Source organism: Actinomadura sp. 6K520 (assembly GCF_004349245.1).
In the GTDB taxonomy this organism is placed as follows: domain Bacteria; phylum Actinomycetota; class Actinomycetes; order Streptosporangiales; family Streptosporangiaceae; genus Spirillospora.
Map to the genome: position 1 here is coordinate 20264 of NZ_SMLC01000024.1, position 19144 is coordinate 39407.

Consider the following 19144-nt stretch of genomic DNA (forward strand, 5'->3'; position numbering starts at 1 on the left):
TCAGTCGTCGGGAGAGTCGTAGCTCGGGTCGACGGACTCGGGGGACAGGCCGAGCAGGTCGGCGACCTCCTCGACGAGCAGGTCGCGGATCAGCAGGGACATCTCCGCCTCCCCGGTGGCGCGGGCCTCGACGGGACGGCGGAACACCACGATGCGCACCTGCCCGCCGCTCTCGGCGGCACCGGGGCCGGAAGGCCGGGCGGGGTCCGCCGGCCGACCGGCGGGCGGGGGCTGCGGGACGGTCTGCCCGAGCGGGATCGGGCCGTCGAACCAGGGCTCGACGCTCGGGACCTCCTCGACCGTGAAGGCGACCCCGGCCAGTTCCCGGCCCCAGCGCAGGTGCAGCCGCCGGACCTCGTCGTCCACGAGGTCGTCGAACCGCTCCGCGCGGGTGCGCGAGACCGGCGCCTGCGGGGGTGCCAGAGGACCGCGAACGCCGCGACCGCGCCGATCGCGACGCCGTACGCCTGCCACACGGGATCGCACGCCTCAAGAGTACCTCTGCCGCCGCACGTGCCATCGGGCGTCACGGGCCGGGCGCCGGGAGGGGCCTCGGCCGCACCGGCCGGCGGCCCCCGTCCGGACGCCGCACGGTGCGGGTCGGAGTCCATACGGAATGTAGTTGTTACCCCGGAAATCGCCCGGTAACGGCGACACGTGCGCCCGGGTGGTGGCGGAGCCGGGGGGAGGGAGGTACGGTCAGCCATCGTGAGCCCCGTCCGTACCTGCTCCCGCACCGCCTGCAAGGCGCCTGCAGTGTTCACGCTCACGTACGTCTACCGTGACTCCACCGCGGTCCTGGGGCCGCTGGCCACGTACGCCGAGCCGCACTGCTACGACCTGTGCGCGGAGCATTCCGAGCGGCTCACCGCCCCGATGGGCTGGGAGCTGGTGCGGCTGCCGGTCGAGGAGGAGGCCGAGCCCAGCGCGGACGACCTGGAGGCCCTCGCCGACGCCGTCCGCGAGGCCGCCAAGCCCGGCCCCGGCCCCGGCCAGGAACCGGTCGGCCAGGGCACCGAGGTCGGCCGCCGCGGCCACCTGCGGGTGCTCCGCTCGGAGCCCGCGGCGACGCAGCCCGGCCAGGAATGAGGACCGCGCGCGGGGGAAGGTCCGCCCGCGGGACGTCCCGGCGCCGGTGTGGGGACTTCGCGTCCGGCCGCGTCCGCCCGTCCCGGTAGGCTCGTGTCCCTGTCGCCGTTTCCGGGGCCGCCGCCTCCGGGCGGCGCGCATCCGGGCCGGGTTCCCACCGGGCCGGCCTCTTCGGACAGGGAGCAGGAGTGGGCGACCTCGCCAAGATCTTCAAGGCGTACGACATCCGCGGTGTCGTGCCGGACGAGCTCGACGCCGCGACCGCCGAGGCGGCGGGCGCGGCCTTCGTCCGGGTGACCGGGGCGAGCGCGATCGTCACCGCGCACGACATGCGGGAGTCGTCGGTCCCGCTCGCGGAGGCGTTCGCGCGGGGCGCGACCTCGCAGGGCGCGGACGTGATCGAGGCCGGGCTGGGCTCCACGGACCTGCTCTACTACGCCAGCGGCAGCCTCGACCTGCCCGGCGCGATGTTCACCGCGAGCCACAACCCCGCCAAGTACAACGGGCTGAAGCTGTGCCGCTCCGGCGCCCGGCCCGTCGGGCAGGACACCGGCCTCGCCGACATCCGCGAAATGATCGAGAACGGCGTCCCCGGCTACGCCGGCGAGCCGGGCACGGTGTCGCGGCGCGACATCCTCAAGGGCTACGCCGACCACCTGAAGACGCTCGTCGACCTGGCGTCGATCCGCCCGCTCAAGGTCGTCGTGGACGCGGGCAACGGCATGGGCGGCCACACCGTCCCGCCGGTGTTCGAGGGCCTGCCGATCGACCTGGTGCCGCTGTACTTCGAGCTGGACGGCACCTTCCCCAACCACGAGGCCAACCCGATCGAGCCGGAGAACCTGCGCGACCTGCAGGCCGCGGTCCGGGAGACCGGCGCCGACATCGGGCTGGCGTTCGACGGCGACGCCGACCGCTGCTTCGTCGTGGACGAGCGCGGCGAGATCGTCGCCCCGTCCGCGATCACGGCGCTGGTCGCGACGCGCGAGCTGGCCAAGCACCCCGGCTCCTCGATCGTGCACAACCTGATCACCTCGCGGGCCGTCCCGGAGATCGTCGCCGAGCACGGCGGGACCCCCGTCCGGACGCGCGTCGGGCACTCGTTCATCAAGCAGACGATGGCGGAGACGGGCGCGGTGTTCGGCGGCGAGCACTCGGCGCACTTCTACTTCCGCGACTTCTGGTTCGCCGACTCGGGCATGCTGGCCGCCCTGCACGTCCTCGCGGCCCTCGGGCGGCAGGACGGGCCGCTGTCGGAGCTGCTCGGCGAGTACACCCGGTACGTGGCGTCCGGCGAGATCAACAGCGAGGTCGCCGACCAGGCGGCCGCCACCGGGAAGGTCCGCGCCGCCTTCGAGGGGCGTCCCGGTGTCGCGATCGACGAGCTCGACGGGCTCACCGTGGGCGACGAGGCCGCCGGATGGTGGTTCAACCTGCGGCCGTCCAACACCGAACCGCTGCTGCGCCTCAACGCGGAGGCGGGCGACGAGGCGACCATGGCGGCGATCCGTGACGAGGTCCTGGCCCTCGTCAGGGAGAAGTGACCGGTCAGGAGAAGTGATTGCGAAGGGAAAGACGCTGCCATGACGGTGAATCTCGACTCCTGGCTCCTGGAGATCCTCGCCTGCCCCAACTGCGGCGGCGGCCTCCGCACCGACGACGACGCCGCCGAGCTGGTGTGCACCGGCTCGTGCGGCTACGCCTATCCCGTCCGCGACGACATCCCCGTCCTGCTCGTCGACGAGGCCAGGACCCCCGCTCCGTGACCGGCCCGCGGCGCGGACCGAGACGGGGCCGCCGGGCGGAGGCGGCGCGATGAGCGCGGGGCTCGACCCCGCGCGGCTGGAGGACGCGGCGGCGGTCGAGGCGGCCGATCCCGCGGGGATGCTGCGGCAGGTCGCGTCGTCGGCCGCGCAGGTCCGGGAGGCGCAGCGGGCGGCGGCCGAGGCGGGCATCGCCGGGCTGGCCGAGGACGGCAGGCCGCGCGCGATCGTGGTCGCCGGCATGGGCGCCGCGGGCCTGTCCGGGGACGTCCTCGCCGCCGTGTGCGGGCCCGGATGCGCGATTCCGGTGACGACCGTGCGCGGCTACCGGCTGCCCGGCTGGGTGGGCGCCGCCGATCTCGTCATCGCGGTGTCCCGCTCGGGGGAGACCGAGGAGACCCTTGAGGTCGCCGCGGAGGCCGCCCGCCGGGGGTGCAGGCTCCTCTTCGTCGGCGGGGCGGATTCGCAGCTCGTGGCCCTGTCCGACCGGAGCCGCGGGGTGTTCGTCCCGGTGCGCCCGGTGGGGCAGCCGCGTTCGGCGCTGTGGGGCCTCACGATCCCCGTGCTCCTCGCCGCGCGGACGCTGGGCTTGGCGCAGGTGCCGGACGAGACGCTGGAGTCCACCGCCGTCCTGCTGGAGGACGTCGCGCACCGGTGCCGTCCGTCCAGCGAGCCGTTCCTGAACCCGGCCAAGCGGATGGCGCTCGACCTCGCCGGCGACGTCCCGCTGGTCTGGGGCTCCACGGCGCCCGCCGCGGCGGCGGCCTACCGGATGTGCTGCCAGCTGAACGAGAACGCCAAGTACCCGGGGATCTTCGGCGCGGTCCCCGAGGTGGACCACAACCAGGTGATGGCATTCGACGGCTTCTTCGCCCGCGGCGGCTCCCCCTCAAATCCCGACGACTTCTTCCGCGACCGCACCGACGACCCCGAGCACGGCCTGCACCTCGTGATGATGCGGGACGTGGACGAACACCCCCGGATGCGCAAACGGTGCGAGGCGTCCACCGCGATGGCCCGCGACCGGGGCGTGGCGGTCACCGAGATCCGGGCCGAGGGCGAGCATCCGCTGGAGAGAATCGCGACACTCATCGCGCTGGCGGACTACGTCACGGTTTACTTGGCTATCGCGCTGGGCGTGGACCCCACTCCGGTGCCTGCCATCCAAGAACTAAAGGCGAGGGTTTCCTAGAGATGAGTGCTGAGGGCGGAACGAAGGCGATCGTCGCCGCGCTGCTCGCCAACACCGGAATCGCGGCGTCGAAGTTCGTCGCGTTCCTGTTCACCGGTTCGTCGTCGATGATCGCCGAGTCGGTCCACTCGGTGGCGGACGCCGGAAACCAGGCGCTGCTGCTGGTGGGCGGCAAGCGCGCCAAGCGCGGCCGGACGCAGCAACACCAGTTCGGCTACGGGCGTGAGCGCTACTTCTACGCGTTCGTCGTCGCGGTCGTCCTGTTCACCATCGGGGCGATGTTCTCGCTCTACGAGGGCTACCACAAGATCTCCCACCCGGAGGAGCTCAAGTCCCCGGGCTGGGCGTTCGGGGTGCTGGGCGCCGCGATCATCATGGAGATCTTCTCGTTCCGCACCGCGATCGTGGAGTCGAACAAGGTCCGCGGCGACCAGTCCTGGTGGTCGTTCATCCGCCGCGCCAAGGCGCCCGAGCTTCCGGTCGTGCTCCTGGAGGACCTGGGCGCCCTCGTGGGCCTGTTCTTCGCGCTGTTCGGCGTCACGATGGCCGTGGTCACCGGCGACGGCGTGTGGGACGGCATCGGCACCATCGGAATCGGTGTCCTGCTCGCCGTGATCGCGGTGATCCTGGCGTTCGAGACCAAGAGCCTGCTGATCGGCGAGGGCGCCGACCCCGAGGTCGAGCGCGCGATCGTCGAGGCGCTGGAGTCGGTGGAGCAGGTCGACCGGCTCGTCCACATCCGCACCCAGTACATGGGCCCGGAGGAGCTGCTGATCGCCGCCAAGATCGCCGTCAGCCACGACGACACGGCGGTGGACGTGGCCCGCGGCATCGACGCTGCCGAGGCGAAGATCCGGTCGCAGTTCCCCGAGGCGAAGCTGATCTATCTGGAGCCGGCGCTGTGGGAGCCCGCCGCGGGGGGCGCAGAGACCCCGGCGGTCCCGAAGCCGGCGGAGGACTCGGAGACTCCGGCGTCGTGACCGTTCGTCCGTCCCGGCCGCCCCGTCGGGGCGGCTGGGACGGGCAGGGAACCCCTCGCCGGGCGGCCGCCGCCGTGCCGGCCGACCCCAGCCCAGGCGAGACCGGCGAGTGCCCCTGACGAGGCGTGTACCGCGGCCGTCCGGCGAGGTGCTTCCCATGCGTCCCCGCCCGGACCCCTGAAACCGGACGGTTCTGGTGTGACCGCGGTGGCCCCGCCGAACCCCCTACGTCGGCGCCGGCCACCGCCGCGGTCACGGTTAAGACACTACGTTCGCGCTGGTCCCCGGCACGTCCCCCTCAGGGAGGGAAAGCGGGTGGTACTCCAGGCGGATCCGGCCGGCCCGCATACATCCTCACGGTGAGGTATCCACGCGTCCCAACGGTCAGTATTGAAGGGTGACCTCCGATGACAAGGCCCGGCCCGGACCCGATCCCGCGGGGTTCGGCCCGGCCCTCGCGCACCACGCGTGGCGGCTGTCCGGCCGGATCGTAGCGGGTGTCGGCCAGCTGCTGCTGTGGCTCCTGACCGGCATCGGCACCCTGCTGCGCCCGGCCGCCGTCCGCCTGGCGGCACGGTTGAACGGCGTGGGGCGCCAGCCGCAGCCGGGTCCGCCCGGCGGCCCGGCGGAGGCGACCGCGCCGCTGCCCCGGTGGATCAACGCGTGGCGGGAGTTCGCCGCCTCCTGGTACTTCGCGCCGCTGACGGGGCTCGCGCTGACCGTCGCCGCCCTCGCGGAGCTGGCGCCGCGCGCCGAGTCGCCGGTCAGCCTCGCTGGCGGGTTCGCGGTCGCGGCGACGCTGCCGCTCGTCTGGCGTCGGGAGAGCCTGCGCCCGGTCGCGGCGGTGGTGCTCGGCACCGTCGCGGCGAACCTGCTCACCGGCGAGAGCCTGCTCATCACCACCGGGTTCGCGGCCCTCTACACGCTGTACGCGCTGGGACGGCGGCTGCCCCGCCAGTCCACCGGCGTCCTCGCGGCCGGCAGCGTCGCCACGCTCGCGGTCGTGTACCTGGCGGCGGGGTCGCTGGACGAGATCCCGTGGCCGGCCGCGTTCCTGGCCGTGCTGGCGGCCATCGGCCTCGGCGACGCGCGCCGCGTCGTGGAGTCGGCCGGGCGCACCGAGGCCGCGGCCGCCGAACGCACCAACGAGACCCTCACCCGGCTCACCGCCGTCCAGCGCGAGCAGGCGGTGATGCGCGAGCGCGCCCGCATCGCACGCGAGCTGCACGACGTGGTCGCGCACTCCGTCTCGATGATCGCGGTGCAGGCGGAGACCGCCCCGTACACGATGGAGAACCTGTCGCCCGAGGCCCGCGCCGGCTACACCGAGATCGCCAGGACCGCGCGGGAGGCGCTGGTGGAGATGCGGCGGCTGCTCAGCGTGCTGCGCGCCGACGCCACCCCGGAGCCGGAGGCGGCCAACTCCCCGCAGCCGCGGCTGGACCGGCTGCCCGACCTGATCGAGCAGCACCGCGGCGCGGGCGGCGACGTCGACCTCGCCGTGCACGGCGACCCGCGGGTGCTGTCCACGACGGTCGAGCTGTCCGCGTACCGGATCGTCCAGGAGGCGCTGACGAACGCCCGGCGGCACGCGCCGGGCGCGGGGGTGCGCGTCGACCTGACGTTCCTGCCGGACCGGCTGGCGGTCCGCGTCCGCGACGACGGCCGGCACCCGCCGGGGCCGCCCGGCCCCGTCCCGCCGGGGCAGGACCCGGCCGCGCCGACCATGGTGCTGAACCGCGACGACCCCGCCTCCCGTACCGCGATACTGGACGACCCCGCGGGCCCGGCGTCCGGTGCCGCGGCAGGGGCCGCCGGACGGACCCGCGTGCAGTCCCCGGAGTCCGGTGGCGGACACGGGCTCGTCGGGATGCGGGAACGTGCGACGATGCTGGGCGGACGGTTCTCCGCCGGCCCGGCCGCCGAGGGCGGTTTCCTGGTGGAGGCCGAGCTTCCGCTGGCGAGCGAGGGGAGTTCCACCCGTGGACACGGTCCGGAGGCGCGTCCCGGCGGCCGCTGACCCCGCGCGGCGCGGGGGGCGGCAGCGGTGATCAGCGTGCTGATCGTCGACGACCAGACGATCGTGCGGGCCGGGTTCGCCGCCCTCCTCGACGCGCAGGACGACATCACCGTCATCGGCGAGGCGGGCGACGGGCGCGAGGCGGTCCGGATCGCCGAGCGCAGCCGTCCCGACGTCGTCGTCATGGACATCCGGATGCCCGGCATGGACGGTATCGAGGCGACCCGCCGCATCCTCGCCCTGCCCGGTTCCGAGGGCGTCCGCGTCCTGGTGCTGACGACGTTCGACGTGGACGAGTACGTCTACGAGGCGCTCGCGGTCGGCGCGAGCGGCTTCCTGCTGAAGGACGCCACGGCCGACGAGCTGGTCTCCGCCGTCCGCGTGGTGGCGCGCGGCGACTCCCTGCTCGCCCCGCAGGTCACCGGGCGGCTCATCCGCGAGTTCACCAGGCAGCGCCGCAACCGGCCGCAGGCGCCGTCGGAGCTGTCGACGCTGACGGCCCGCGAGTCGGAGGTCCTCGTCCTCATCGCCGGCGGCCTGTCCAACGGCGAGATCGCCGAACGCCTCGTGGTCAGCGAGCACACCGTGAAGACCCACGTGGCGCGGGTCTTCACCAAACTCGGCCTCCGCGACCGCGCCCAGGCCGTCATGCTCGCCTACGAATCAGGCGTAGTGGTCCCGGGCGGCAACGCCCTCGACTGATAAACACCCCCGGGCTAGCGCCTCCTCAGGAGGCGCATGGCCTTCTCCTTCTCGAAGTCGAGGGCGCGGGTGGGCGGGGCCGAGAGGCGTCCGATGCGTTCGCCCAGTTCGCGGACGTGTGCCTGCACCTGGGGCTCGGCGAGGACGCGGAGGCCGAAGGCCAGCTCGGCGGGGCCGATGTCGTAGCGCTTCTCCAGGGCGAGGGCGAGCGCGACCGCCCGGAGCTCGGTGTCGCCGAACTGCCGGTGGCCGCCGCCGCGCCCTCTGCCGGAGACCCCGTCCCGGGTGGACGGCAGCAGCCCGAGGGCCTCGCGGTAGCGGAGCATGCGGGGCGAGGTGCCGAGCCGCTGGGCGGCCTCCGTGATGCGCATGCGGCCCATTCTGACAAATTTGTGTTAGGAAGTCGCCTCCAGGCGTGCCAGCGGCCGTACCCCGACCGTAGACTCGCGGCGTTGACGCACCGCGCACCGACCCGCATCCCCGCGGACCAAGGAGCAACGAAAGCATGGACTACAAGGTCGCCGACCTGTCGCTGGCCGACTTCGGGCGCCGGGAGATCCGGCTCGCCGAGCACGAGATGCCGGGCCTGATGGCGGTGCGCGAGGAGTACGCCGCCGCCCAGCCGCTGCGCGGCGCCAAGATCATGGGCTCGCTGCACATGACCATCCAGACCGCCGTGCTGATCGAGACCCTGGTGGACCTCGGCGCCGACGTCCGCTGGGTGTCCTGCAACATCTTCTCCACCCAGGACCACGCCGCCGCCGCGGTCGTCGCGGGCCGGAACGGCTCCGCCGACGACCCGCAGGGCGTCCCGGTGTTCGCCTGGAAGGGCGAGACGCTCGAAGAGTACTGGTGGTGCACCGACCAGGCCCTCCAGTGGCCCGACGGCACCGGCCCGAACATGATCCTGGACGACGGCGGCGACGCGACCCTGCTCGTCCACAAGGGCGCCGAGTACGAGAAGGCCGGCGCCGTCCCCGCCGCCACCGAGGACGACCCCGAGGAGTGGGGCATCATCCTCGACACCCTCCGCCGCACCATCGCCGAGAAGCCCGGCCGCTGGACCGAGACCGCCGCCGCGATCAAGGGCGTCACCGAGGAGACCACCACCGGCGTCCACCGCCTCTACGAGATGGCGAAGGCCGGCACGCTGGCGTTCCCGGCGATCAACGTCAACGACTCGGTCACCAAGTCGAAGTTCGACAACAAGTACGGCTGCCGCCACTCCGTCATCGACGGCCTGAACCGCGCCACCGACGTCCTGATCGGCGGCAAGGTCGCCGTCGTGTGCGGCTACGGCGACGTCGGCAAGGGCTGCGCCGACGCGCTGCGCGGCCAGGGCGCCCGCGTGATCGTCACGGAGATCGACCCGATCTGCGCGCTGCAGGCCGCGATGGACGGCTTCCAGGTCACCACCCTGGAGGACGTCGTCGACACCGCCGACATCTTCGTCACCACCACCGGCAACTTCAACATCATCACGGCCGAGCACATGGGCCGGATGAAGCACCAGGCGATCGTGTCCAACATCGGGCACTTCGACAACGAGATCGACATGGCCGGCCTCGCCAAGACCCCCGGCGTCGAGAAGATCGAGATCAAGCCGCAGGTGCACGAGTGGCGCTTCCCGGACGGCCACTCCATCATCGTCCTGGCCGAGGGCCGCCTCATGAACCTGGGCTGCGCCACCGGCCACCCGTCGTTCGTGATGTCGAACTCGTTCACCAACCAGGTCATCGCGCAGATCGAGCTGTTCACCAAGACCGACGAGTACCCGATCGGCGTGTACGTCCTGCCGAAGCACCTGGACGAGAAGGTCGCCCGCCTCCACCTCGACGCGCTCGGCGTCAAGCTCACCGAGCTGACCAAGGAGCAGGCCGCCTACATCGGCGTCCATGTCGAAGGCCCCTACAAGCCCGACCACTACCGTTACTGAGTTTATTGGCGGTGCCCGTGGTGGAGGGCGCTGGGGCGCCCTCCACCACGGGCACCGCGTGCGATTGCTGCATCGCTCCGACTCGCCTAGCGGCTCGCTGCGCGATCAGGTTTCTCGCGGGCTCGAAGCCTGCCTTCGGACGCAATCGCGACGGTTTGGGTTGTCGCGTGGCTGGTGTGCCGACTGATGTTGTCGTAGGAGTGGTGCGGCGGTTCGTCGCCTTGAGGGGGTGCTGATGAGCGATATCGCGGATGCTTCGCTGGCGTACGAGGGCGTCAAGCGGATCGGGTGGGCCGACCGGAGCATGCCCGTGCTGCGGCAGATCCGGGAGCGGTTCGCCGCCGAGCGTCCCCTGGACGGGTTGAAGGTCGCGGCGTGCATGCACATCACGACCGAGACCGCCGGGCTCATCCGCACCCTCCAGGCGGGGGGCGCGAGCGTCGCCCTCGCCGCGTCCAACCCGCTCTCCACGCAGGACGACACCGCCGCCGCGCTCGTCCAGGAGTACGGCGCGGAGGTCTTCGCGCGGGCCGGTACCGACCGTGAGGGGTACTACGCCCACATCCACCGGGCGTTGGAGACCGGGCCCGACCTCGTCCTGGACGACGGGTGCGACCTGGTCAACACCCTGCACACCGACCGGACCGACCTGCTCGGCACGGTCAAGGCGGGCTGCGAGCAGACGACGACGGGTGTCATCCGGCTGCACCAGATGGCCTTCGAGGGCGCGCTCCGCTTTCCGATGGTCGCGGTCAACGACACCGACACGAAGCACATGTTCGACAACCGGTACGGAACCGGGCAGTCGACCCTGGACGGCATCGTCCGCGCGACGAACACGCTCCTCGCGGGGAAGACGATCGTCATCGCCGGGTTCGGCTACTGCGGCCGGGGGCTGGCCGAGCGGGCCCGCGGCCTCGGCGCCCGGGTCGTCGTCACGGAGATCGACCCGGTGAAGGCGCTGGACGCGGCGCTGCAGGGCTTCGCCGTCCAGCCCATGGCGCAGGCGGCCGCCGACGGCGACGTCTTCATCACGGTCACCGGAAACCGGGACGTCGTGAACGGGGAGCATCTCGCCGTGATGAAGGACGGCGCGATCCTCGCCAACTCCGGCCACTTCGACGTCGAGATCGATGTCCGCGCCCTGGCCGAGCTGGCCGTCGAGGTTCACCGGGGCGTCCGCCCGCAGGCCGACGAGTACGTCCTGGCCGATGGGCGCCGCCTCGTCCTCCTCGCGGAGGGGCGGCTGGTCAACCTGGCCGCCGCCGAGGGCCACCCGGCCGCCGTGATGGACATGTCGTTCGCCGACCAGGCCCTCACGTGCGCGTGGCTCGCGACCGCCCACGCGACGCTGTCGCCGGCCGTCCACGACGTCCCGAAGGAGATCGACACGGAGGTGGCCCGCCTCAAGCTGGCGTCGATGTCCATCGCCATCGACCACCTCTCGAAGGATCAAGAGGACTACCTGCGCTCCTGGCGCATCGGGTCCTGACGCCGATGCCCGCAGGCGCCTACCTCCACCTGGACGGAGAGCTCGACGAGCGCTTCCAGTGCGCGCCCGGGCCCGGCGGGTGGCGGTACACCTCCCGGCGCTCCGACGGCGTCCGCGTCGACCTGGTGACGGACGCGCGCTGGCGCCAGATCCGCGTCGAACTCGTCACACCGACCTGGTGGCTGCGCGGCGGCCGCACCGGCCCGGAGGTCACCTGGGTGCGCGCGGCCGGCGAGACGGGAACGGAGCGCGCGGAGCGGGCGGCCGGCTTCCTGGCCGACTCGCCCGGTTTCCTCGTGGCGATCGCGCACTCGCTGGAGCTGGCCGAGAACGCGCAGGCCGACGTGCGCCTCGTCCAGCTCAACGGTCCGTCTCTCGCGCCCCTGACGACCACCTGGCGCTGGCAACGGTCCGGGACGGCGTACCACGAGACCGACACCGAACCGCTCCCGGTCGCGCGCTACGAGGTCACGGACCTGGCCACGGGCGAGATCGAGACGGTGCACCTGGCGGGCGATGTCGTCGTCGCCGCGCCCGGCATCGAGCTCACCGAGCTGGAGTCCCCGCCCAATCTCCGCCTCTAGCGACGGGTGGTGGACGTTTGCCGATAAGGTCCCTTACCTCCCAAGATGATCAGGCCAAGATGATCAGGAGGTCACGGACTTGTACGGCCAGCCACCGGGGCAGGGACAGCCGCCCCCCGTTCCGCCGATGGGCGCCCCCGCCCCACCGCCGGCCAGGAAGCGGTCCCCGCTCGTGTTCGTGCTGGCCGGGCTCGCGGTCGTCGTCGTCCTCGGGGTGGTGGCCGTGGGCGTGGTGGTCGTCCAGACCGCCGGGAACCGGCTGAGCGGCCCGCTCAAGCCCGAGCAGTGCATCGACACGGGCTTCGGGAACGGCACGGGCAAGAAGATCCCGGCCAGTACCCGGGTGAAGTGCGACGACCCCGCGGCCAAGGCGAAGGTGCTCAAGATCACCGATGAGCGGCAGGCCACCGCGTACCAGTTCGGCGGCCGGGCGGAGCCCGACTGCCCGGCCGGCACCGACGGCATCAGCAACGTCACCCTCAAGCAGGGCGACAAGCGCTACTACGAGGCGTGCGTCCGCAACCTCGCAGGCCCCCACCCGGGCGACCCGGGCGCGGGCGGCGCGCTGCTGGCCGTCGGCGACTGCGTGAGCGGCGGTTCCCTCGGCCTCGGCGGCAAGGAGGTCGCGTGCGCCTCCGCCGGCTGGTACGGCAAGGTGATCGCCCGCGTCGACGCCGAGGCGTCCTGCCCGGCGAAGACGCTGGAGACCATGAAGCTGCGGTCCTTCGGCGGCGGCGAGATCGCGCGCCCGGTGCTGTGCCTCGGCGCGGGCGGCGGTGTGCTGGCGAGCGGCGACTGCATCGCCGACCCGTCGTTCGCCGTCGGCGGCCCCAAGAAGGCCGACTGCGCCGCCCGGACGGCCGTCGCCAAGGTCGAGGGCCGGGTGAAGGCGAAGCAGGAGTGCCCCGCCACGTCCACCCACCTCATGACGGCCGACGGCGCCTACCTCCCGGTCCTGTGCCTGAAGAAGATGCGCCCCACCCTCAGCGAGAAACTCCGCTCCCTGGGCGGCTGAGAACGTCCGGCCGGGTCGTGGACAGCCGGGAGAGGGCGCCCGCCTCCCGGCTGCCCTCCTCGGCACTGAACACGTGGACGACCAGGCCCGTCTCGCCAGGGGCGGCGGGGACGTGCAGGGTCTCGTAGTCGAGGGTGAGCAGCCCGGCCTCCGGGTGCCGCAGCCGTTTGCGGCCGGCCGCGCACATCACCACCTCGCCGCTGTCCCAGATCCTGCGGAAGTCGGCGCTGCGCGCGGACAGGCCGGCGACCAGTGCGGCCAGTTCCTCGTCGCCGGGATAGCGCCCCGCGTAGACCCGCAGCTGGCCCACGGCCTCGCGGGCCCTGTCCTCCCACTCGGGGTGGACGGCGCGCGCCGCGGGGTCGAGGAACAGGTACCTGGCGTTGTTGGCGTCGCGGCGTCCCGGAACCCCCAGTCCGCCGAGCAACTCGCCGCCCAGGTCGTTCCAGGCGACCACATCCAGGCGATGGTTCGTCACGAATGCCGGAAAGCCCGCCATGCCGTCCAGCATCCGCCGCAGCAGCGGGCTCACGCGGGCCCTCGGCACGGTGCCGTGCCCGGCGCCGGCCAGCGTGGCCAGGTGCCCGCGTTCCGCCGCGTCGAGGCGGAGCGCCCCGGCCAGCGCGTCGAGGACCTCGGTGGACGGCTGGGTGGCCCGGCCCTGTTCGAGGCGGATGTAGTAGTCGACGCTGATCCCGGCCAACTGGGCGAGTTCCTCGCGGCGCAGGCCGCTCACCCGCCGGCGCCGTCCACCGGAGATCCCGACATGCTGCGGCGTGACCCGGCCGCGGCGAGCCCGCAGGAACGCGCCGAGGTCCCGCCGGGCGTCCCCGGCGCCGTTCGCCCGCTCGACGCGGCCCGCATCGTCCATGGTCCAAGTATGCGTGGATGCAAGTATGCGTGGCCCTCGCGGTACCAGGAACACCCGTCCGCCCGCTGAAGGGGGTTCTGGCTACCCGCCCGCGACGAGGCGAACGTGGTGCCATGAACGCTGAGACCACGCCGCGGAAGCGGAAGAACATTCTCGTTGTGACCGTCCACCCGGAAGCCCGCTCGCTCACCGCCGCGCTGGCCGCTTTCGCGGTCGAGCACCTGCGCGCGGCCGGGCACGCGGTACGGGTGTCGGACCTCTACGCGATGAAATGGAAGGCGGCACTGGACGCCGACGACTTCCCCGGCCACCCCGCGGACCGGCGGCTCGACCTGCTCGGCGCCCACGAGCGCGCGACGCTGGCGGGCCTGCTCACACCCGATGTCGTCGCCGAACAGGAGAAGGTGCGGTGGTCGGACGCCGTGATCCTGCACTTCCCGCTGTGGTGGTTCTCCGTACCGGCGATCCTGAAGGGCTGGATCGACCGGGTCTTCACCAACGGCTTCGCGCACGGCCCGGCCGTCCCCCCGCCGTACACCGAAGGCGCCCTGGGCGGGCGGCGCGCGCTGGCGTCGGTCACGATCGGTGCCCGGGAATCGGCGTTCTCCGCCCGTGGCGTCCACGGGCGGCTGGCCGACGTGCTCTACCCGGTGCAGCACGGCTTCTTCTGGTTCACCGGCATGGCGCCGCTCGACCCGTTCGCGGTGTACGGCACCGTGGACATGCCCGGGGAACGGTTCGAGGCGGCGAAACGGGAGTACCGGCGGCGCCTCGACGGGCTCTTCACGGACGAGCCGGTACCGTTCCGGTCGCTCACCGGCGACTACGACCACGACATGCGGCTGCTGCCGGGCCTGGAGACACCGGGAACGAGCGGACTCGATCTCCACGTCCGCCCGCGGGAACGCCGCGGCGCTCCCCGGACCGCCGACCAGGCACCGTAGACGCGGACCGGCACCACCCCGCATCTCTTCGAGTCGTCAGAGCGGCCGCGTCATGAACACGCTGTTCGGATCGGGCTTGTAGTCCGCGAAGGGCTCGCAGTAGGTGAACCCGAACCGCTCGTACAGCCTCCTCGCGGGAAGGAAGAACTCGGCCGAGCCGGTCTCCAGGCTCAGTCGGGCGAACCCCATGCGCTTGGCCTCGGTAAGGACGTGTTCGAGCAGCAAGGACGCGATCCCGCTCCGCTTGCGCTGCGGCGCGGTACGCATCGACTTCAGTTCGGCGTGGACGGCGTCCAGCCTCTTGACGGCACCGCACCCCACGATCGAGTCGCCGTCCATCACCGACCAGAACGTGACCTCCGGTGCGCGCAGGGCGTCGAGATCAAGGGCGTGCTTGCTCTCCAGCGGCGTGATGGACCGCATCTCCTGGACGTGCTCATGGAGAAAACCGGCGATCTGCGAGCCGGACAGGTCGTCGACGACGATGTTCATCTCGCTCCTCCGGAGCCATGCGAACCTTGAACCATTATCTCCTGCCGAGCGCCGACGATCACCGGCAGGCCGACGGCACCGCTCGCCCCACCCAGTGAGGAACCACGCCTTGACCACCCCGCACGCCTTCCCCCTGGAGCCCACGCCGATCCACGTGCCCGACGGGGTCCTCGATGACCTGCGCGCCCGTCTCACATCGACCCGGCCGCCGCTGGACGAGGGGAATGAGGACTGGTCCTACGGCGTCCCGGACGGCTACCTCCGCGGGCTGGTCGCCTACTGGCGGGACGGCTACGACTGGCGCGAGGCCGAGGCCGCAATCAACGCCTACGAGCACTACGAGGTGAGCGTCGCCGGTGTCCCGGTGCACTTCATGCGCAAGCCCGGCCGCGGGCCCCGCCCGATCCCGCTGATCCTCACCCACGGCTGGCCGTGGACGTTCTGGCACTGGTCGAAGGTGATCGACCCGCTCGCCGACCCGGCCGCGTTCGGCGGTGACCCCGCGGACGCGTTCGACGTCATCGTGCCGTCCCTGCCCGGCTTCGGTTTCCCCGGCCCGCTCACCGGCTTCCCGGACGTCAACTTCTGGAAGGTCTCCGACCTCTGGCACACCCTGATGACCGAGACCCTTGGCTACGGGAAGTACGCCGCCGGGGGCTGCGACATCGGCGGGCTTGTCTCCAGCCAGCTCGGCCACAAGTACGCCGACGCGCTGTACGGCATCCACATCGGCTCCGGGTTGCCGCTCGACTTCTTCACCGGCCCCCGGGCCTGGGACTTCGCCCGTAACCGGCCTCTCACCGACGACCAGCCCGCCGACGTCCGTGCCCGCATCGTCGAGCTGGACCACCGCTGGGCTTCCCACCTCGCCGTGCACATGCTCGACGGCGCCACCCTGGCCCACGGGCTGAGCGACTCACCCGCCGGACTGCTCGCCTGGCTGCTGAAGCGCTGGAACGCCTGGAGCGACAACGGCGGCGACGTCGAGTCAGTCTTCACCAGGGACGACCTGCTCACCCACGCCACGATCTACTGGGTGAACAACTCCATCGCCACGTCGATGCGCTACTACGCCAACGCCAACCGCCATCCCTGGGCCCCGTCCCACGACCGCACCCCGGTCGTGCAGGCCCCGGTCGGCCTCACCTTCGTCACGTACGAGAACCCGCCCGGCATCCACACCGTCGACGAGCGCGTCCGGGCGTTCGAGACCGGCCCGCTGGCCGGCTGGTTCAACCACGTCAACGTCAACGCCCACGACGACGGCGGCCACTTCATCCCCTGGGAGAACCCCGACGCCTGGGTGGGCGACCTGCGCCGCACCTTCCACGGCCGCAGGCCCTGAACGGGCTCCGTGAGTCCGGCGGCCGGGCGGAGCGGCGGTGGAGAACCGTTGGCGGCCCCGTTACCCCGCCTTGCCCGCCGGGGGGAATGCCTCCCGTGTGGGGGAGTGGTTCACACGGGAGATCGCGGACGCCGGGCGGCTCCGGCTGTTCTGCTTCCTGGTGGCGTTCATCGCCGGGTTCCTGTTCATCCGGTTCAGCGTGCGGATGATCCGCCGACAGGTGCGGTGGTGGCCGGGGAACGTCACACCGGGCGGGCAGCACGTCCACCACGCGGTGTTCGGCCTCGTGTTCATGTGCGTCGGCGGCGTCGGCGGGCTGACCGTCGAGGACGGGTCGTCCGGGCTGGCTGCGGCCACCGCGGCGCTGTTCGGGGTCGGCGCCGCCCTCGTGCTGGACGAGTTCGCGCTCGTGTTCTACCTGCGGGACGTCTACTGGAGCGAGAAGGGCCGGCTGTCGGTCGAGGTCGTGTTCATCACCGTCGCCCTGTGCGGGCTGCTGCTGATGGGGCTGCACCCGGTGGGGCTGGACGACGCGGCCGGAGACGGCCTGTGGGGCATCGTCCTCGCCCTCCTGTTCAACGTGGGCGTCGCCGTGATCGCCCTGCTCAAGGGCAAGATCTGGACGGGCGTCATCGGGCTCTTCGTCGGCGTGGTCGCGCTGGTCGGCGCGGTGCGGCTCGCGCGCCCGGACTCGCCCTGGGCGCGGCGCCGGTACGCGCCGGGCTCCCGGAAGGAGCGGTGGGCGCGCAACCGCGAACGCCGGTACCGGCGGCCCGTGCAGCGGCTCGGTGACCGGCTGAGCGACCTCGTCGCCGGCCGGCCCTCCACCAAGTAGGTTCGCTTGCCGTACTGAATTCTGCGAACCGGACGCGGAGCGCGGGCGTCTCACCGTTGGGTGGCCGTGGACGTCGGGGGACCGCGGCCACCCACCATCAGGTAGTGCGCGAGGGGACTGCCGGCTTCAGGCGGCGGATGAGTCGCGTCCCTCGCTCCTCCTTTCGGACTTTGTCGGTAGCCGTCGGTAGCGTCGGTCCACCGAGCGTGATGGTTTCAGGGGTGGGGCGTGCGTAGGTCTTTCAAGTTTCTGCTGCGGCCCACCGCGCGACAGGCCGGGTCCTTGGCCGCGTGCCTGGAAGACCACCGGAACCTGTACAACGCGGCGTTGGAGCACCGCCGCACCGCCTACCGCATGGCAGGGGTGACGGTGCGGTACGGGGACCAGTCCGGCGACCTCAAGCACATCCGCGCTGACGACGCCGATGGGCAGGGCCGCTGGTCGTTCTGCTCCCAGCAGGCCACCCTGCGGCGTCTGGACAAGGCGTTCACCGCATTCTTCCGCCGCGTCAAGGCCGGGCGGCGGGCAGGGTTCCCCCGCTTCAAGGGCCGAGGCTGGTTCGACACGATCGAATGGCCCAGGGACGGCGACGGATGCCGCTGGAACTCCCAGCCCGAACACCCGGCCGCGACGTTCGTGCGGCTCCAGGGCATCGGGCACGTCCGCGTCCACCAGCACCGCCCCATCGCCGGGACCGTGAAGACGATCAGTGTGAAGCGCGAAGGCCGCCGCTGGTTGTTGATCCTGTCGTGCGACGACGTCCCGGCCGCCCCGCTCCCGCAGACCGGTGCGGTGGCGGGGATCGATCTGGGTGTGGCGTCGCTGGTCACTACCAGCGACGGCGCCCATCTCGCCAACCCCCGGCACCTGCGGTCGGCGGCCGACCGGCTCGCCGCCGCGCAACGCGACCTGGCCCGGCGTAAACGCGGCTCGAACCGGCGCCGCAAGACCGCCCGCCGCGTCGCCGTGCTGCACGGCAAGGTCCGCCGTCAACGTCTGGACACCGCCCACAAGGCCGCGCTGTCCCTGGTCCGCGACTACGACCTGATCGTCTGCGAGGATCTGCGGATCGGGAACATGACCCGCTCGGCGTCCGGGACCGTTGAGGCACCGGGCCGGAACGTCGCGGCCAAGTCCGGTCTGAATCGTTCGATCCTGGATGCGGGTTGGGGGGTGTTCCTGCGGATCCTCGCGCACAAGGCTGAGAGCGCCGGTCGTGAGCTGATCGCAGTCGACCCCCGCAACACCTCCCGGAAGTGCGCGGCCTGCGGGCACTGCGCGGCCGGGAACCGCACCACCCAGGCCGAGTTCCATTGCCTGGCGTGCGGGCACACCGCGCACGCCGATGTGAACGCGGCTGTCAACATCCTGCGGGCAGGGCTTGCCCTTCGCGACGCCGCGGAAGCGGCTTAGCGAGAAGCCGCCCCTTCAGGGGGCGGAGGAGTCACCAGTAGGGGGACGGCCCGCCACCACTGGGCGCGCTTGTCGGTGCGGCGCACCCCGAACCCGCCGAGTTCCGCGCTGGAACTCGCCTCCCCGGTCCCGAAGTCGACGCGGCCGCCGGACACGAGGTCGAGCGTCGCGATCCGCTCGGCGATCCGGGCGGGATGGTTGACGGCCGGCGGCAGTTGCACGATGCCGTGCCCGAGCCGAATCCGCTTCGTCCGCTGCGAAGCGGCCCCGAGGAACACCTCCGGCGCAGAAGAGTGCGAGTACTCCTCCAGGAAGTGGTGCTCCACCTCCCACACATAGTCGAACCCCACCCGATCGGCGATCTCCACCTGGTCAAGCGCGTCCTGGTAGAGCTTCAGCTCCTGCCCGTCACTCCACGGCCGCGGCAACTGGTGCTCGTAGAAGAGTCCGAAGCGGATCGTGACCACCTCC

20 protein-coding genes are annotated in these 19144 nt (G+C 72.2%); 15 read left to right on the plus strand and 5 right to left on the minus strand.

The genetic code is table 11. The features are described from left to right. Window positions 1-474, minus strand: a complete 474-nt coding sequence (locus E1289_RS09200) for a metallopeptidase family protein (protein ID WP_131977517.1) — start codon at window positions 472-474, stop codon at window positions 1-3. Between the two features lie 234 nt (window positions 475-708). Between E1289_RS09200 and E1289_RS09205 the strand changes: the two genes are divergently transcribed. The 7 genes from E1289_RS09205 (at window position 709) to E1289_RS09235 (ending at window position 7746) form a co-directional block, all read left to right on the plus strand. Then, window positions 709-1089: a DUF3499 domain-containing protein gene (locus tag E1289_RS09205; protein ID WP_131977422.1), complete on the plus strand. Its 381-nt coding sequence runs from the start codon at window positions 709-711 to the stop codon at window positions 1087-1089. Between the two features lie 188 nt (window positions 1090-1277). Beyond that, on the plus strand, window positions 1278-2633 hold the full coding sequence (locus tag E1289_RS09210; RefSeq protein WP_131977425.1) for a phosphomannomutase/phosphoglucomutase: 1356 nt from the start codon (window positions 1278-1280) through the stop codon (window positions 2631-2633). A gap of 39 nt (window positions 2634-2672) precedes the next feature. Next, window positions 2673-2855: a Trm112 family protein gene (locus E1289_RS09215; RefSeq protein ID WP_131977428.1), complete on the plus strand. Its 183-nt coding sequence runs from the start codon at window positions 2673-2675 to the stop codon at window positions 2853-2855. Window positions 2856-2904: 49 nt separating this feature from the next. Further along, window positions 2905-4044, plus strand: a complete 1140-nt coding sequence (locus tag E1289_RS09220) for an SIS domain-containing protein (protein ID WP_131977431.1) — start codon at window positions 2905-2907, stop codon at window positions 4042-4044. Between the two features lie 2 nt (window positions 4045-4046). Further along, entirely contained in the window at window positions 4047-5024 is a 978-nt protein-coding gene (locus E1289_RS09225) for a cation diffusion facilitator family transporter (protein ID WP_131977434.1), read from the plus strand. A gap of 397 nt (window positions 5025-5421) precedes the next feature. Continuing rightward, window positions 5422-7044 carry a histidine kinase gene (locus E1289_RS39485; RefSeq protein ID WP_243712713.1) on the plus strand — a complete coding sequence of 541 codons (1623 nt, stop codon included), beginning with the start codon at window positions 5422-5424 and terminating at the stop codon, window positions 7042-7044. A 27-nt stretch (window positions 7045-7071) separates the two neighbouring features. Further along, entirely contained in the window at window positions 7072-7746 is a 675-nt protein-coding gene (locus E1289_RS09235) for a response regulator transcription factor (RefSeq protein WP_131977437.1), read from the plus strand. 14 nt (window positions 7747-7760) lie between these two features. Here E1289_RS09235 and E1289_RS09240 read toward each other — a convergent pair whose 3' ends face one another. Next, window positions 7761-8117: a MerR family DNA-binding transcriptional regulator gene (locus tag E1289_RS09240; protein WP_131977441.1), complete on the minus strand. Its 357-nt coding sequence runs from the start codon at window positions 8115-8117 to the stop codon at window positions 7761-7763. A 134-nt stretch (window positions 8118-8251) separates the two neighbouring features. Here E1289_RS09240 and ahcY (E1289_RS09245) point away from each other — a divergent pair, with 134 nt between their 5' ends. The 4 genes from ahcY (E1289_RS09245) (at window position 8252) to E1289_RS09260 (ending at window position 12773) form a co-directional block, all read left to right on the plus strand. Further along, the gene (gene ahcY / locus E1289_RS09245; protein ID WP_131977444.1) at window positions 8252-9682 is read left to right on the plus strand and encodes an adenosylhomocysteinase; all 1431 of its coding nucleotides are present in this window, start codon (window positions 8252-8254) and stop codon (window positions 9680-9682) included. 235 nt (window positions 9683-9917) lie between these two features. After that, window positions 9918-11174, plus strand: a complete 1257-nt coding sequence (gene ahcY, locus E1289_RS09250; RefSeq protein WP_131977447.1) for an adenosylhomocysteinase — start codon at window positions 9918-9920, stop codon at window positions 11172-11174. A gap of 5 nt (window positions 11175-11179) precedes the next feature. Further along, complete coding sequence (locus E1289_RS09255) at window positions 11180-11758, plus strand: hypothetical protein (RefSeq protein WP_131977450.1); 579 nt, start codon at window positions 11180-11182, stop codon at window positions 11756-11758. A gap of 127 nt (window positions 11759-11885) precedes the next feature. After that, window positions 11886-12773 (plus strand): hypothetical protein, encoded by an 888-nt coding sequence (locus E1289_RS09260; protein WP_131977453.1) that lies wholly within the window; start codon window positions 11886-11888, stop codon window positions 12771-12773. Here E1289_RS09260 and E1289_RS40085 read toward each other — a convergent pair. Then, window positions 12742-13644: a helix-turn-helix domain-containing protein gene (locus E1289_RS40085; protein WP_131977456.1), complete on the minus strand. Its 903-nt coding sequence runs from the start codon at window positions 13642-13644 to the stop codon at window positions 12742-12744. The genes E1289_RS09260 and E1289_RS40085 overlap by 32 nt on opposite strands. Window positions 13645-13757: 113 nt before the next feature. Here E1289_RS40085 and E1289_RS09270 point away from each other — a divergent pair, with 113 nt between their 5' ends. Further along, window positions 13758-14588, plus strand: coding sequence for an NAD(P)H-dependent oxidoreductase (locus E1289_RS09270; RefSeq protein WP_131977459.1), 831 nt, complete (start codon window positions 13758-13760; stop codon window positions 14586-14588). Between the two features lie 36 nt (window positions 14589-14624). Here the strand turns inward: E1289_RS09270 and E1289_RS09275 are convergent, their stop codons facing one another. Continuing rightward, window positions 14625-15080 carry a GNAT family N-acetyltransferase gene (locus tag E1289_RS09275; protein ID WP_131977462.1) on the minus strand — a complete coding sequence of 152 codons (456 nt, stop codon included), beginning with the start codon at window positions 15078-15080 and terminating at the stop codon, window positions 14625-14627. A 109-nt stretch (window positions 15081-15189) separates the two neighbouring features. Here E1289_RS09275 and E1289_RS09280 point away from each other — a divergent pair, with 109 nt between their 5' ends. The 3 genes from E1289_RS09280 to E1289_RS09290 all read left to right on the plus strand — a co-directional run bounded on the left by E1289_RS09280 (window position 15190) and on the right by E1289_RS09290 (window position 18673). After that, entirely contained in the window at window positions 15190-16425 is a 1236-nt protein-coding gene (locus E1289_RS09280; protein WP_131977465.1) for an epoxide hydrolase, read from the plus strand. Between the two features lie 97 nt (window positions 16426-16522). Next, window positions 16523-17260 (plus strand): hypothetical protein, encoded by a 738-nt coding sequence (locus tag E1289_RS09285; protein ID WP_131977467.1) that lies wholly within the window; start codon window positions 16523-16525, stop codon window positions 17258-17260. A 228-nt stretch (window positions 17261-17488) separates the two neighbouring features. Then, window positions 17489-18673 (plus strand): RNA-guided endonuclease TnpB family protein, encoded by a 1185-nt coding sequence (locus tag E1289_RS09290; RefSeq protein ID WP_131977469.1) that lies wholly within the window; start codon window positions 17489-17491, stop codon window positions 18671-18673. On the opposite strand, the gene E1289_RS09295 is transcribed toward E1289_RS09290, so the two are convergent. Beyond that, window positions 18670-19140, minus strand: coding sequence for an LLM class flavin-dependent oxidoreductase (locus E1289_RS09295; RefSeq protein WP_207928877.1), 471 nt, complete (start codon window positions 19138-19140; stop codon window positions 18670-18672). The genes E1289_RS09290 and E1289_RS09295 overlap by 4 nt on opposite strands. Window positions 19141-19144 lie beyond the last annotated feature (4 nt).

What these genes read in the sequence shown, in the direction of transcription:
- E1289_RS09215 (WP_131977428.1), top strand. Translation starts at nt 2,673, where the DNA reads ATGACGGTGAATCTCGACTCCTGGCTCCTGGAGATCCTCGCCTGCCCC.
- E1289_RS09220 (WP_131977431.1), top strand. Translation starts at nt 2,905, where the DNA reads ATGAGCGCGGGGCTCGACCCCGCGCGGCTGGAGGACGCGGCGGCGGTC.
- E1289_RS09225 (WP_131977434.1), top strand. Translation starts at nt 4,047, where the DNA reads ATGAGTGCTGAGGGCGGAACGAAGGCGATCGTCGCCGCGCTGCTCGCC.
- E1289_RS09240 (WP_131977441.1), bottom strand. Translation starts at nt 8,117, where the DNA reads ATGCGCATCACGGAGGCCGCCCAGCGGCTCGGCACCTCGCCCCGCATG.
- ahcY (WP_131977444.1), top strand. Translation starts at nt 8,252, where the DNA reads ATGGACTACAAGGTCGCCGACCTGTCGCTGGCCGACTTCGGGCGCCGG.
- ahcY (WP_131977447.1), top strand. Translation starts at nt 9,918, where the DNA reads ATGAGCGATATCGCGGATGCTTCGCTGGCGTACGAGGGCGTCAAGCGG.
- E1289_RS09255 (WP_131977450.1), top strand. Translation starts at nt 11,180, where the DNA reads ATGCCCGCAGGCGCCTACCTCCACCTGGACGGAGAGCTCGACGAGCGC.
- E1289_RS09260 (WP_131977453.1), top strand. Translation starts at nt 11,886, where the DNA reads ATGGGCGCCCCCGCCCCACCGCCGGCCAGGAAGCGGTCCCCGCTCGTG.
- E1289_RS40085 (WP_131977456.1), bottom strand. Translation starts at nt 13,644, where the DNA reads ATGGACGATGCGGGCCGCGTCGAGCGGGCGAACGGCGCCGGGGACGCC.
- E1289_RS09270 (WP_131977459.1), top strand. Translation starts at nt 13,758, where the DNA reads ATGAACGCTGAGACCACGCCGCGGAAGCGGAAGAACATTCTCGTTGTG.
- E1289_RS09275 (WP_131977462.1), bottom strand. Translation starts at nt 15,080, where the DNA reads ATGAACATCGTCGTCGACGACCTGTCCGGCTCGCAGATCGCCGGTTTT.